Below are 13,367 nucleotides of genomic sequence, written 5' to 3' on the forward strand. Positions count from 1 at the left end.
GGGCGGCGTGTCAGGCGCGGGGCGGCTGATCAGAAGCTCATGTCTACGGGCTGATCAGAAGCTCATGCCTGCGGCTGATCAGAAGCCCATGCCTACGGCTGATCAGAGGCTCATGCGCCGGCCAGCTCCGGGTCGGCCTCGTACTCGCCGTGGTCCCGGCGGACCGAGTAGGCGATGAAGGCCGCGCCGACGCCGAGGAAGGCCGTGCCGGCGATGAGGTACGGGGTGGTGTCGAAGGCGCCCGTCTCGGCCAGGCGGCCGGCGCCGGCCGCCGCCCCGGCGCCGGCCGCCGCCCCGGAGGCGGTGCCGGAGGTGGCGGAGGACTCCAGGGCGGTCAGGGTCGCGGGCTCGGCCGCGGAGCGGCTGCCGTCCGCCGGGGCCGCCGTGCCCGTCGTCGCGTGGGCGGTCGGGACGAACCACAGGGCACCCAGCAGGGCCGCCGCCGCGACGGCGATGGGCAACGAACGGTGGGCGGCGGACACGGAAGATCGATCCCCTTGCGGCGCTGGCGAATTGACCGTGCTGACCGATGCTAATGAAAGGGGCGGGTCGCAGGAAAGCCACGGGTCGATCGAGTCGTACCCTCCGTCCTATGGGCACTTCTGAGACATCACGTTTTGTCCGGCTGCGGGTTGATCTGGTGGTCGAGATCGAGGATTCCGTCGCCCTCACCGGCGCCGCCCTCCAGCGCATCGAGGAGGAGGCCGGGGAGTCGGGGTCCGACGGCGGGTCCGGGGCGGGCGCACACGGCATGACCGCCGAGGAGCGCATCCACGCGATCACCGCCGTGCAGCAGGACGAGGCGGAGGCGCTGGCCTATCTCGTCGATCCGTTCGACCTGGTCCACGGTGTTCCGGGAGTGGACCTCGCACAGGCCTCGTGGAGCAGTGAGGAGATCGACTACGATCCGGATTCGCCTGATTGGCGCTTGGGCGTGGATGATGGCGGCGAAGACAACGGGACCGGAGAGGACTAGCGGACTCCGGGAGCCGTGCCGGACGGCCGAGGGATCGGCGCGGGACCGGCGCGGTGTCCGGCGGTCGTCACGCGGCGCGAGGATCGCGTGCCGGAGGCCGGACCGGGGGGCGATTCCCGCTTCCTGGAACTGCAACCGCCTGACCGGTTTCCGACGTCTCCCCAGGCACAGAGCTTGACGACCGCGCCACATGAGTGGTGCGCGCCACAAATCTGCCGGACATGGAACGGGATGAAGCAGACGGGGCGTTGTTGACGGTCACGGGGACGTCTTGCTTCTTTCGGCATTCGGCGACGATGGAGATGCGTGTGATGACGGACAGCAAGCGGCGCAGGCGCCTGACGGCGGTGGCCGCGCTGCTCGGAGGGGTGCTGGTGCTCTCCGCCTGCAACGACTCGAAGGGCGCTGACGGGAAGGCCTCGGGTGACGACGGCGGAAAGTCGCAGGCGCAGGTCGACGAGGCGGCAGCCAAGAAGGCCTCGCAGGCCGAGATCACTATTTCCCCGAAGGACGGCTCGAACAACGCGAGCATCAACAACGCCGCGCAGGTGACGGTCCAGAAGGGCACGCTCACCGACGTCTCGATGAAGTCCGCGAACGGCACCGAGGTCCCCGGCGACATATCGTCCGACAAGACCAGCTGGAAGCCGAGCGGCCAGCTCGAGCGCGCGACGCTCTACAAGGTCACCGCCACCGCCCAGGACTCCGAGGGCCGCATCGCCCACGAGAACGGCTCCTTCACCACGGTCTCCCCGGCCAACAGCTTCATCGGCAACTTCACCCCGGACGCCGGTTCCACCGTCGGCGTCGGCATGCCCGTGACGTTCAACTTCGACAAGGCGATCACCAACAAGGCCGCCGTGCAGAAGGGGATCACCGTCACCTCCAGCAGCGGCCAGGAGGTCGTCGGGCACTGGTTCGGTGCGAACCGCCTCGACTTCCGCCCGCAGAACTACTGGCAGGAGGGCTCCACGGTCACGTTCAAGCTGGCCCTCGACGGCGTCGAGGGCGCCTCGGGCGTCTACGGCGTGCAGCAGAAGACCGTGCAGTTCCACATCGGCCGCAACCAGGTCTCCTTCGTCGACGCCAAGTCGAAGGAGATGAAGGTCACCCAGGACGGCAAGGTCATCAAGACCATCCCGATCTCCGCGGGCGCGCCCGAGCACAAGACGTACCAGGGCCAGATGGTGATCTCCGAGAAGTTCACCCAGACCCGGATGAACGGCGCGACGGTCGGCTTCACCGACGACGACGGCAAGGGCGAGTACGACATCAAGGACGTGCCGCACGCCATGCGGCTGTCCAGCTCCGGCACCTTCATCCACGGCAACTACTGGGGTGCGCCGTCGGTCTTCGGCAGCGTCAACACCAGCCACGGCTGCGTGGGCCTTCAGGACAAGAAGGGGGCGAAGGACCCGAACACCCCGGCGGCCTGGTTCTACGCCCACTCGCTCATCGGTGACGTGGTCGTCGTCTCCAACACCGGCGACAAGACCGTCCAGCCGGACAACGGCCTGAACGGCTGGAACCTCGACTGGGCGCAGTGGAAGGCCGGCTCCGCGGTCTGAGACACGGAATCCGGGGTCTCGTGCCGCGAGGCCCCGGGATCCCGGGCCCGGGGCTGACGCCCCCGGTCGTATGAGCGAAAGGGTGCCGCGTCCGGAATCCTCCGGACGCGGCACCCTTCTCTCGTGCCCAGGCGGCGTGCCCAGGCCGCGTGCCCGGTCGGTCCGCGGGCCGTGGCGTCACGCCGGGGACATCACCTCGTAGAGGTTGCGCGCGTCGTCGACGAAGAAGAGCCCGCGCGGGCAGAGCGGATGACCGATCCGGCCGTTGTCCGGCTCGGCCGGGTCGTTGCCGTAGGCGATGCCACGGGCCTGAAGGCGGGCAAGGACCGCGTCGAACTCCTCTGGTGCCACGTCGAACGCCAGGTGGTGGCCCTCGGGCCGGTCCACGGACATGAAGTCCAGCGTGAGCCCGCCATTGACCCGCACCGGGGCGAAATGCCCGCGCCGGCCCGCCGGGGGCAGCGCCTCAAGCCCCATCACGTACGCGAAGAACTCGGCCGCGGCCCGGTGGTCGGCGGCCGGCACGATGGTGTGGTTCAGGGTGACGGTCACGGGGTGCCCCTGGTTCCGGCCCCGGACGCGGAGTCCTTGGCTGTGTCCTGGGTGTCCTGGGTGTCCTGGGTGTCCTGGGTGTCCTGGGTGTCCTGGGTGTCCTGGGTGTCCTGGGTGTCCCTGGCGGACTCCGTCCCGTCCGCGGCCCCGGTGGTCCTCGCGGTCGGCGCCTGCGGGTCGTCGCCGTTGCCCGGGTGCACCGCCCCGTGCAGCAGCACGTCCACGAGTTCGGCGGCGTCCAGAGCCGTCTCGTCGGAGGCCTCGCGCAGGTGCATGTAGGCCATGCCGAGCAGCACGCCCGCCACCGTCTCCGGGGTGATCCGCAGCGCCGCGCGGTCCGGCTCGATCAACTCCACCAGGCCCTCCTGCAGCGAGCGCAGCGACGACTCGCGGCCCTGTCCGCGGGGCGGCTCGGCGGCGGGGCGGCTGGGCCGGCGGCCCGAGGCGTACAGCGAGCCGACCACCGAGCCCATCCGGGCCAGATGGGCGCGCATCGCCTCGGCGGCCTGGACGAGCCGGTCGTGCAGCGGGTCGTCCAGCGGGACCGAGGCGAGCTCCCGCAGCACGTGCCCGGGGCTGACCGCCTCCGCCACGCAGGCGTCCAGCAGCTCGTCCTTGTCCTTGAAGGCCCGGAAGATGGTGGCCTCGCCGATGCCCGCGGCGCGGGCGATCCGGCTGGTCGTGATCGCCGCTCCGTGCTCGGCGATCAGCGGCAGCGCGACGGTGACGATCATCGCCCGCCGCTCCTCGATGCTCATGCCCGGCGCCCGGCGGCGCGGGCCCGGAGGCGTGGGGGTGCCTGCGTCGGCACCCGTGGGGGAAGACATACGGGGACTGTACGGAGTGAGTGCTCACTCCGACAAGGGGGAGTGAGCACTCACTCCGCGGTCAGGGCGACCTCTGGCGCCCGCCCCACCGTTCGGGGTGCTCGGCCATTACCCCGGACGTAATCGACGTGTGCTCCGCCGCGGCGGAGGATCGGGGCATCGGACCGCGGGTCCGGAACGGATGGCCGAGGACGGTCGCACGGTCACGGTCGCAGGGGAGCTGCGCCGGCCGGTGACGAGCGCCGCGGACGGCCCGCACGCCCCGCACGGCCACGAGCACCACACCGGCTGACCGTCAGGCCGGCAGACCGTCACATCGTCACGCAGGCAGGCCGTCAGGCCGGCAACCATCACGCCGACAAGGAGAACCGCCGATGACCGCATACGCCGTAGGACACCTTCGCCCGGGCGGGCCCCATGAGGACGTCTTCCGCTACATCGAGCTGATCCAGTCGACGCTCGACCCGTACAGAGGCCGCTTCCTCGTCCACGGGGCGAGCGTGGAGGTGAAGGAGGGGCAGTGGCCGGGTGCGATCGTCATCATCGCCTTCCCGGACCTGACCGCCGCCCGGGAGTGGTACGACTCCCCGGCCTACCGGGAGATCCTGCCGATGCGCACGGACCACATGCCCGGCGACGTGATCCTCGTCGACGGGGTACCGGTGGACTACGACCCGTCCGCGACGGCGGCCCGGTTGCGGGAGGCGGCGGCGTGACGGACGGCGGTGCGGGCCGGGCCCTCGCCGTGGCGCGGGCCGCGGACCGTGGGGACGGCGGAGGTGAGCGGCGATTTCGCGGGTGGCGGAACGCCGCCGGGTTCCGCCCCGGCGCAACCCTCCTAATCTGAGGGAGTGAGCAACGATGCGCCGAACCGAGCCCGTGTCATCCCGTTGCGCCCGGTGCGCCCCGCCCAGGCCGGGCACCCGGCCCGTTCCGCGCACCCCGCGCGGCCGGCACGTTCGGACGGCCCCGCGGGTCCGGCCACCGGGCCGGTGACGGCGCCGGGGACCGCTCTGCCGGGGCGGCCCGGCGGCCGGCCCGGCGAGCCCGGCAGGGAGCCGTTGTGGCGGGACGTGCTCGGCGACGTCCTGCGCCGCCGGCGCCTCGCGCAGCGGCGCACCCTGAAGGACGTGGCCGAGGCGGCGCGGATCTCGATGCCGTACCTCTCCGAGGTGGAGCGGGGCCGCAAGGAGGCCTCGTCCGAGGTCCTCGCCGCCGCCGCCCGCGCGCTCGGCCTCGGCCTGGCCGACCTGCTCGCGCTGGTCCAGGGCGAGTTGGCCCGCTCGGCGGGGCCCCGCCGGATCACCTCCGACGCCGCCCCCACGGCGCCCGCCGCCCCGCGGCGGGTACCGCCCGCGCACTCCCTCACCACCGCGCCCCTCCGCCCGGCCCCCGGTCCGCGGTCGGGCGAGGTCCGGATGTCCGTCGCGGCCTGATGGTCTGACGGCCTGGTGGTCTGACGGCCGATGGTCTGACGGCCTGACGGCTGGAGGTTCGTGAGGGCGCTCCCCGACGGGTGACCCGCCGGGGAGCGCCTTCACGGCCGTCCCGGCACCGGAGACCGGGCCACCGGGGTGCGGCCTCACGCCGTTGCGCGGGCCATGGCCGTTACGCGGCCCCGCACCGTCACGCGGCCCCGCACCGTCACGCGGCCTCGGACCGTGACGTGACCTCAGACGGTGACGTGTCCCCACACCGCCAGGCCGTCTCACACCGCCGCGATCACGCGCCGGCCCAGCACCTCGTCCGCGAGCCCGTACGCCACCGCCTCCTGCGCGGTGAGGAACTTGTCGCGGTCCATGTCGGCGCGGAGCGTCGCGACGTCGTGGCCCGAGTGCCGTGCCAGCACCTCCTCCACCTGCGAACGGATCCGGAGCATCTCCTTCGCCTGGAGGCTGAGGTCGGCCGCCGTGCCCTGCCGCCCGCCGCTCGCGGGCTGGCCCAGCAGCACTCGGGCGTGCTCCAGCACGAACCGCCGCCCCGGGTCCCCACCGGCCAGCAGTACCGCCGCGGTCGACGCCGCCTGTCCCACGCAGTACGTGTGGATGGGGGCGTGGACGAACGTCATCGTGTCGTAGATGGCCATGAGCGAGGTGTACGAGCCGCCGGGCGAGTTGATGTAGATCGAGATCTCCCGCTCGGGATTGTCGGACTCCAGGTGGAGCAACTGGGCGATGATCACGTTGGCCACGCCGTCGTCGATGTCCGTGCCGAGGAAGATGATCCGCTCCGACAGCAGCCGGCTGAACACGTCGTAGGAGCGCTCGCCGTGCGGGGTGCGCTCGACCACGTTGGGAATCGTGTACTGGCCCATGTCAGACCCCCAGTCCGAGACGCCGGCGGGATCCGCCGGGCCGCACGTCGTCGAGCTTGTCGACCACGTGGTCGACCATGCCGTACTCCTTCGCCTGCTCGGCCGTGAACCAGCGGTCGCGGTCGCCGTCGCGGGCGATCGTCTCCTCGCTCTGGCCGGTGTGCTTGGCGCTCAGCCGCTCGATGGTCTTCTTGGTGAACTCCAGGTTCTCCGCCTGGATGGCGATGTCCGCGGTGGTGCCGCCGATGCCCCCGGACGGCTGGTGCATCATGATCCGCGCGTGCGGCAGCGCGTACCGCTTCCCCCGGGTCCCCACCGTCAGCAGGAACTGCCCCATGCTCGCGGCGAATCCCATGGCGAGCGTCGCGACGTCGTTCGGGATGAGCTGCATGGTGTCGTAGATGGCGAGGCCCGCGTGCACGGAGCCGCCCGGGCTGTTGATGAACAGGCTGATGTCGTTGCGCGGGTCCTCCGCGGACAGCAGCAGCATCTGGGCGCAGACGCGGTTCGCGGAGACCTCGTCGACCTGGGTGCCCAGGAAGACGATGCGCTGTGCGAGCAGATGCTCGGCGAGGGTGTCGTCGAAGCGGGTGGGCGCCGTGTCGCCCTCCTCCGCGCGCGGGGTCGTCAGGGCCGCCCGGGACGGTGATGCCGGGACCGGGTCGAAGCGTGTGCGGAACGAGTGCATGGGGCCTCCTCGGATGCGGCGCGGCCTCGGTGGCCGCGGCCGTCGTCTCCACTGTCGGCGGGGCCGGGCGAGCAGGGCAGGGATCTTGGCCGGGAGCAGATTCGCTGTGGGCAGAGGTGCGGGGGCGCGGCCGGCGTACGCGCGGCCGGGGTAGACGTGGCTGGGCCGCCGGGCCTCCCCGCGGGCGCACGTATGGTACACGTATGCCTTGACAGTTATATTCCCCGCGGGGAATATTGCGAGCATGGAAACCGTGCTGTGGAGCGCACTCGCCGATCCGAACCGGCGCGCGATCCTCGGCCAGCTGCTGGCGGGGCCGCGCCCCGTGGGCGAGCTGGCGGAGGTGTGCGGGCTCAGCCAGCCCAGCGCGTCCAAGCACCTGCGGGTGCTGCGGGACGCGGGTCTCGTGCGCGTCCATCCGGACGCCCAGCGCAGGCTCTACGCCATTGACCCGGCCCCCATGGCCGAACTGGACGCCTGGCTGGCGCCCTACCGCCGGCTGTGGAACGCAAGCCTCGACGCGTTGGGGCGGCGGCTGGACGCCGCGGCGGAGAAGAAGGCGGCGGGCGGCGCGGAGGCGGACTCCGTCGCGGAGGCGGACTCCGCCGCGAAGAAGAGCGGACACCGTGGGGAAGCGGACACCGTAGGGAAGAAGAAAGGCGCTGATCACGCATGACCACCACGAACCCCGGCAGCTACGTCGAACTCGACGACGGACGGCCCGCGGTCCGCTTCGAGCGCGTCTACGACCACCCGATCGCCGATGTCTGGCCCCTGGTCAGCGACCCGGCCGAGCTGGCCCACTGGTTCCCGTTCCCCGAGATCACCGTGGACCTCACCGCGGGTGGCGAGATCACGTTCGCCGGCGACCCGAACATGCCCGACATGAAGATCACGGGCCGTGTCGTCGCCGTCGACGCGCCCCGGCACCTCTCGTTCACCTGGGGCGGCGACGAACTCCGCTTCGACCTGGAGCCGCTCGGCGACCGGCGCACCCGCCTCACCCTCACCAACGTCCTGGAGTCCGCCGACACCGCGGCCCGCAACGCCGCCGGCTGGGACGTCTGCCTCCTCGCCCTTGACGCCCGCGCGCAGGACGGCTCGTTCGACGCTCCGCACACCGGCGCGACCCCTCAGTGGGAGAAGCTCTACGAGGAGTACGTGGCGGCGGGCATGCCGTCGGGGGCACCGATCCCGGGGCGGGACGCGTAGCGCGGCGCCGGGCCTGCCCGGATGGCGAGGGGGCGCCCCCGGTGCATATGAGGACCTCGCACCAGCCGCTCCTGAAACGAAGAGCGGCGGCTACAACCCGCCGAACGGGGGGACGGTGCCCAGCGCCAGTCCGTGTTCACCGGGCAGCGAGGCCGACGGCCGCGTGGGCCGCGTGGGCCGCGTCCAGAATCCGCCCGATCTCGGATGCGGCCCGCCGCGCCTGAGGACCCTCGCCCGACTCGGCGGTGTCTTCCCAGCGGCGGAGGTCCGCGGCCAGGTGGGGCTGGCGCTGGATGTGGACGTAGACGGCCCACTGGGCGATGAACCGCCGGAGCGGCGCCAGATCGGAGCCCTGCCGTGACTGGTCAGCGGCCTGGTCCAACTCCCGCGTGAAAGCAGGCAGCGCCGCCGGCGCGATCCGGCTGATGGCCTGCCGCAGCGCGGCAAGCGTGGCAGGGGGCTGGGGGATGAGCGGTTGCCCGGCTGCGGAGGTGGTCATGGCTACTCCCATGGGCGTGATTCTGATCCCATGCCTCGGCGTATCGGCCCCGGGCGCCGTCCCAACGCTCGAACGAGTGGAGGAGAAGCGATACAGCGACCCGCCGGGGATACAGCGGTCCGCCTGGGATACAGCGACCCGCCGGGGATACGGCCGTCCGCCTGGGATACAGCGGTCCGCCTGAGATGCGGTGGCCCGCCGAGGCCGGTGGCCGCCGACGCCCGCGCGGTGCCCCGCCGGAGCGCCCGGACCGACGGCGTCCGGGTGCGCTGGCGAGGTCCGCACCGGTCTCCGCCGGGCGTCCGGTGCGGACCTCGCCGGGACCTCAGTCCACCAGCGCCTGCTGGACCAGCGACCTGAGCTGGGCGCGTATCGGATACGTGCTGGACGGCAGGAGCTGGGTGAAGAACATGACGGTGAGCTGTTCGGCCGGGTCGACCCAGAAGACCGTGCTGGCCGCGCCGCCCCAGCCGTACTCGCCCCTGGACGCGAGCGAGCGCAGGGCCACCGGGTTCTCGACGACGGAGAAGCCGAGCCCGAAGCCGGTCCCCTCGAAGGGCGTCTCGCTGAACAGCGGCCGCCCGAACGACTCCAGGTCGGCCCCGCCGGGCAGGTGGTTGCAGGTCATGAAGTCGACCGTGCGGGAACCCAGCAGCCGCACCCCGTCGTAGGCGCCGCGCCCCAGCAGCATCTGGCTGAACCGGTGGTAGTCGCGGGCCGGCCCGAGCAGGCCCCCGCCCCCGGACAGGTAGCGGGGCGCGCGGGTGAGGTCCGTCGTCATCGACCTGGCCGGTGCGATGCCGTCCTGGCCCGGGACGTAGAGCGTCGCCAGCCGGTCCCCGGCGCCCTCGGGTATGTGGAAGCCGGTCTCGGCCATCCCCAGCGGCTCGAATATCCGGTCGCGGAAGAACTCGTCGAGGGACTGCCCCGAGACCACCTCGATCACCCGGCCCAGCACGTCCGTGGCGAGCGAGTAGTTCCACTCGGTGCCCGGCTGGAAGAGCAGCGGCACCTTCGCCCACGTGTCCACGGACGCGGCGAGGTCGTACTCCGGGGGCTGCCCCCACTCGAAGCCGCGGGCCCGCAGCATCGCGTCGACCGGGTGGGCGCGCAGGAAGCCGTACGTCAGGCCGGAGGTGTGGGTGAGCAGGTGCCACAGGGAGACCGGCACGGTCGCCGGCTCCGTCACCGCCTTCAGGTCGCTGCCGCCGGTGAAGACCCTGAGGTCGGCGAACGAGGGTATGAAGCGGCTGACCGGATCGGTGAGCTGGAACGCGCCCTCCTCGTGCAGCATCATCGCCGCCACCGAGGTGACGGGCTTGGTCATCGAGTACCAGCGCCACAGGGTGTCCGTCTCGACCGGCCGCCCCGAGGCCACGTCGCGGTGCCCGTACGAGGACAGGTGGACGACGCGGCCCGCACGGCTGACCGACACCAGCCATCCCGGGAGCCGCCCGTCGTCCACGTACCGCCGGAAGAACCCGTCCATCCGCGCCAGTCGCCCCGCGTCGAGGCCCAGCTCACCGGGCTCCGCCTCCACACCGAAATCGCTCACGGTCTCCTCCTCCGTTCCACCGCTCCACCGGTCCGGCCGGGTCGGCCAGGTCGGGCGGTCCGGTTGGCCCCGCGGGCCTTGCCTGCCCGGCCGGCTTCGCCGGACCGCCCATACCGTCCGGACGGTATCTCTGCGGGTGGACGACGGGAAGGAGGACGAGTAGGAGGACGGGAAGGAGGACGAGTAGGACGACGGGACGGGGGCGGGAAGGGGGACGGGCAGAACGACGGGAAGAACGACGGGAAGAACGAGCGTCACCGAGCCGGCCACCCCGGGTGCGGGCTTCGCGCGGCGGGGCGGTGAGCGGGACGAATAGCCGGTGAGCCCGGGCGACTCGCCGGTGGACCGGGGCCGTTCGTGCCGGGCTGACCGGCTCCGCGTGCCGTGCTCGATCGACGGCTCCGGAGCGTGTCCGTCCGGCCGCAACCGGTCACTTGACTACGGAGCAAATCGGTATAATCCTCGTAATCAGTCAGACCGTGACGGGGACTTCCCGCGGGGCCCCCGCCGCGGAGCTGGCAAGGCTCCCGGAGGAGTTCTGAGAAGCACGAAAGTGTGGATCGGGACCATCCGGGAGTCGATTGTGTGTGGGGTGCCCTACCGATGCCCTTCCGGTCGATGCCGTTCCGGTCGATGCCCTTCCGGCGTCTCTCCGGTGCCCCACCGATTTCGGGCCCGGGTCGCTGACCTGGGCCTTCGCCGTGCCCGGGTGTCCGGGGGCACGGTCGTCCCGCGGTCCGGGTGTCGTGCCGATGCTGGCCGGAAGCCGTCCTCCCGCCGGCCGGGCGTCTGGGCGCGGGCGCCGGGCGGAACCGATACTGCTGGGCGGACCCGAAACCGAGGCCAGGACCGGGACTGCCGCCGTCGCCGGGACGGTCGTCAGCCACCGCCAGGGGAGGACGTATGACGGCATGCGGCGCGGCACAGGCGGGCACGGCACCGGCGGGCGCGGTTCGTTTCGGACGCGCGCCGGGCGCATGGCCGTTGCTGGGACACCTGCCGCACCTCTACGCCAGGCCGCTCGCCTTCCTCGGCGGGCTCGCAGCCCACGGCGATCTGGTGGAGGTCCGCATCGGCGGGCGCCGCGCCTACATCCTCTGCCGACCGGACCTGGCCCGGCAGATGCTGGCGGACGAGCGCACGTTCGACCGCGTTGGGCCGGTGTTCGAGCGGATCCGGGCGGCGATGGGCAACGGCCTGGCGACCTGCGTGCACGCCGACCACGTCCGGCAGCGCCCGATGCTGCAACCGGCGTTCCGGCAGGAACGGGTGCGCGCGTACGCGCCCCTGATGTGCCAGGAGATCGCCGGGGCACTCGAGGGCTGGACGGACGGGCAGGTCGTCGACGTGGTGGACGAGATGTTCTCGCTGACCACCGCCGTCGCCGTGCGCACGCTCTTCTCGCGCGGGCTCGACGCGGAGTCCGCGGCGGCGCTGGGCGAGTCCCTGGACGTCTTCCTGCGCGGCTCGTACACCCGCGCCCTGTTTCCGTACGTGGAGAAGCTGCCCCTGCCCGCGAACCGCAGGTACGCCCGGGCGCTGCGGCACTGGGAGAGCGAGGTGAGCCGGATCGTCGCCGAGCGCCGCCGCGCCGGGACCCATGACGGGACCCATGACGGGACCCATGACGGGACCCATGACGGGACCCATGACGGGGACGACCTGCTGTCCGCGCTGCTCGCCGCCCGTGACGAGCAGGGCGGGGCGCTCACCGAGCAGGAGCTGCACGACCAGGTCGCCGTCCTCGTCCTCGCCGGCGCCGAGACCACCTCGGCCGTGCTGACCTGGTCCCTGCACCTGCTGGCGGCGGACCCGGAGGTACGGGCGGCGCTGGACGCCGAGGTGGACGAGGTGCTGGCCGGCCGGGTGGCGTCGTTCGAGGACCTGCCGCGGCTGGAGCACACGGCACGGGTGGTCCGGGAGACGCTGCGCCTGCTCCCGCCGGCCTGGGTGCTGCCCCGCACGGCGGTGCGGGACACGGAACTCGGCGGGCGGCGCATCCCCGCGGGCAGCATGGTCGTCTACAGCCCGTATGTCGTGCACCGCCGAGCCGACCTGCACGCCGATCCGGACCGCTTCCTGCCCGACCGGTGGCGGCGCGGAGCGGACGGCGGCACGGGCATGCCCCGCAGCAGCTTCCTGGCGTTCGGTTCCGGCCCGACGAGGTGCGTGGGCGAGGGCTTCGGCCTCACGGAGGCGACGCTGGCCCTCGCGTCCGTCGCCGGGCGCTGGGACCTCGTTCCGGTAGCCGGCCGGGTGCGGACCGCGCCGCGCAGCGTGCTGGCGCCACGGGCCCTGCCGATGCGCCTGCTGAAGCGTCCGAGCCCCTGACCGAACGCGGGCAACTGACGGAACGCGGGTAATTGGCCGAGCACGGGCAACTGACGGAACGCGGGCTACTGACCGAACACGGGCAACTGTTCGCCGTTCGCGGGGCGTCAGTCTGGGAAGAGCAGGCGGTGCGCGGCCGGCGGTCCACCATGCGTCACCCGGGACACAGCGCGGTCCGCGCCGACGGCACGACTGGGGAGGCGGCATGGCCGACGTGGAGACGGCGACAGAGGGACGCGGAGCGTTAGGGGAACGCGGAGCATCAGGAGAACGCGGAGCACTGGACGGGGTGCTGAAGCTGGGCACCCAGCCGGTGGCGGCGGCGCTCATGACGGCGACGGTGGCGCTCTACATGGCGCTCGTCGCGTTCGGCAACATCACGGATTTCGACAACAACCAGCAGTTCGTCCGGCACGTCCTGGCCATGGACACCACCTTCCGGGACCAGGACCTGATGTGGCGGGCCATCACGTCCCGCACGCTTCAGGACACGGCGTACGTCGCCATCATCGTCTGGGAGGTGCTCACCGCCCTCGTCCTGATCGCCGCCACGGTCTGGTGGGTTCCCGCGCTTCGGAGCCGGAGCCGGAGCCGGAGCCGGTCCGACGAACGCGCCCGGCGCGCCAGCACCCTCGGCCTGGTGATGGTGCTGCTGCTGTTCGGCGCCGGTTTCATCGCCATCGGCGGCGAGTGGTTCGCCATGTGGGAGTCCAAGGACTGGAACGGCCTCGACTCCGCCCTGCGCAACGTCGTCCTCGGGGGACTCGCGCTCGTCGTGGTCAACCTGTCCTCTTCCCGGGGCGCCTTGCCGCGTTCGCGGTCGTGACGGATCGCATGGGCGGAAC

Annotated in this window: 14 protein-coding genes and 1 pseudogene; 8 read left to right on the top strand and 7 right to left on the bottom strand. The window is 72.2% G+C overall.

Annotation, left to right across the window (positions count from 1 at the left end):
- Positions 1-110: 110 nt before the first annotated feature.
- On the bottom strand, positions 111-482 hold the full coding sequence (locus Sm713_RS04200) for a hypothetical protein (protein WP_212908325.1): 372 nt from the start codon (positions 480-482) through the stop codon (positions 111-113).
- Between the two features lie 110 nt (positions 483-592).
- Here Sm713_RS04200 and Sm713_RS04205 point away from each other — a divergent pair, with 110 nt between their 5' ends.
- Together Sm713_RS04205 and Sm713_RS04210 are read left to right on the top strand one after the other, a co-directional pair.
- A complete protein-coding gene (locus tag Sm713_RS04205; RefSeq protein ID WP_212908326.1) occupies positions 593-976 on the top strand; it encodes a hypothetical protein in 384 nt (127 codons plus the stop codon).
- A 296-nt stretch (positions 977-1,272) separates the two neighbouring features.
- Positions 1,273-2,544 carry an Ig-like domain-containing protein gene (locus Sm713_RS04210; protein WP_212908327.1) on the top strand — a complete coding sequence of 424 codons (1,272 nt, stop codon included), beginning with the start codon at positions 1,273-1,275 and terminating at the stop codon, positions 2,542-2,544.
- A gap of 177 nt (positions 2,545-2,721) precedes the next feature.
- Here the strand turns inward: Sm713_RS04210 and Sm713_RS04215 are convergent, their stop codons facing one another.
- A complete protein-coding gene (locus Sm713_RS04215; protein WP_212908328.1) occupies positions 2,722-3,096 on the bottom strand; it encodes a VOC family protein in 375 nt (124 codons plus the stop codon).
- Positions 3,093-3,923, bottom strand: a complete 831-nt coding sequence (locus tag Sm713_RS04220; protein WP_308293147.1) for a TetR/AcrR family transcriptional regulator — start codon at positions 3,921-3,923, stop codon at positions 3,093-3,095. The genes Sm713_RS04215 and Sm713_RS04220 overlap by 4 nt, the downstream gene beginning before the upstream one ends.
- Positions 3,924-4,297: 374 nt before the next feature.
- On the opposite strand from Sm713_RS04220, the gene Sm713_RS04225 reads away from it, so the two are divergent.
- Both Sm713_RS04225 and Sm713_RS04230 read left to right on the top strand, forming a co-directional pair.
- Complete coding sequence (locus tag Sm713_RS04225) at positions 4,298-4,639, top strand: DUF1330 domain-containing protein (protein ID WP_212908329.1); 342 nt, start codon at positions 4,298-4,300, stop codon at positions 4,637-4,639.
- A 135-nt stretch (positions 4,640-4,774) separates the two neighbouring features.
- Positions 4,775-5,359 carry a helix-turn-helix domain-containing protein gene (locus Sm713_RS04230; protein ID WP_249416075.1) on the top strand — a complete coding sequence of 195 codons (585 nt, stop codon included), beginning with the start codon at positions 4,775-4,777 and terminating at the stop codon, positions 5,357-5,359.
- Between the two features lie 272 nt (positions 5,360-5,631).
- Here the strand turns inward: Sm713_RS04230 and Sm713_RS04235 are convergent, their stop codons facing one another.
- Positions 5,632-6,237 carry a ClpP family protease gene (locus tag Sm713_RS04235; protein WP_212908330.1) on the bottom strand — a complete coding sequence of 202 codons (606 nt, stop codon included), beginning with the start codon at positions 6,235-6,237 and terminating at the stop codon, positions 5,632-5,634.
- 1 nt (position 6,238) lies between these two features.
- A complete protein-coding gene (locus tag Sm713_RS04240; RefSeq protein ID WP_212908331.1) occupies positions 6,239-6,925 on the bottom strand; it encodes a ClpP family protease in 687 nt (228 codons plus the stop codon).
- A 244-nt stretch (positions 6,926-7,169) separates the two neighbouring features.
- Here Sm713_RS04240 and Sm713_RS04245 point away from each other — a divergent pair.
- Positions 7,170-7,475 (top strand): annotated as a pseudogene (locus Sm713_RS04245) (ArsR/SmtB family transcription factor); the annotation flags it as partial.
- Positions 7,476-7,597: 122 nt separating this feature from the next.
- Positions 7,598-8,137, top strand: a complete 540-nt coding sequence (locus Sm713_RS04250; protein WP_212908333.1) for an SRPBCC family protein — start codon at positions 7,598-7,600, stop codon at positions 8,135-8,137.
- Positions 8,138-8,273: 136 nt separating this feature from the next.
- On the opposite strand, the gene Sm713_RS04255 is transcribed toward Sm713_RS04250, so the two are convergent.
- Positions 8,274-8,636, bottom strand: a complete 363-nt coding sequence (locus tag Sm713_RS04255) for a DUF6247 family protein (protein ID WP_212908334.1) — start codon at positions 8,634-8,636, stop codon at positions 8,274-8,276.
- Positions 8,637-8,961: 325 nt separating this feature from the next.
- On the bottom strand, positions 8,962-10,191 hold the full coding sequence (locus Sm713_RS04260) for a serine hydrolase (RefSeq protein ID WP_249416076.1): 1,230 nt from the start codon (positions 10,189-10,191) through the stop codon (positions 8,962-8,964).
- 903 nt (positions 10,192-11,094) lie between these two features.
- On the opposite strand from Sm713_RS04260, the gene Sm713_RS04265 reads away from it, so the two are divergent.
- Positions 11,095-12,522 (top strand): cytochrome P450, encoded by a 1,428-nt coding sequence (locus Sm713_RS04265; protein WP_212908335.1) that lies wholly within the window; start codon positions 11,095-11,097, stop codon positions 12,520-12,522.
- 205 nt (positions 12,523-12,727) lie between these two features.
- Complete coding sequence (locus Sm713_RS04270) at positions 12,728-13,348, top strand: DUF2165 domain-containing protein (protein ID WP_212908336.1); 621 nt, start codon at positions 12,728-12,730, stop codon at positions 13,346-13,348.
- Positions 13,349-13,367 lie beyond the last annotated feature (19 nt).

This window comes from Streptomyces sp. TS71-3, from assembly GCF_018327685.1.
Lineage (GTDB): Bacteria > Actinomycetota > Actinomycetes > Streptomycetales > Streptomycetaceae > Streptomyces.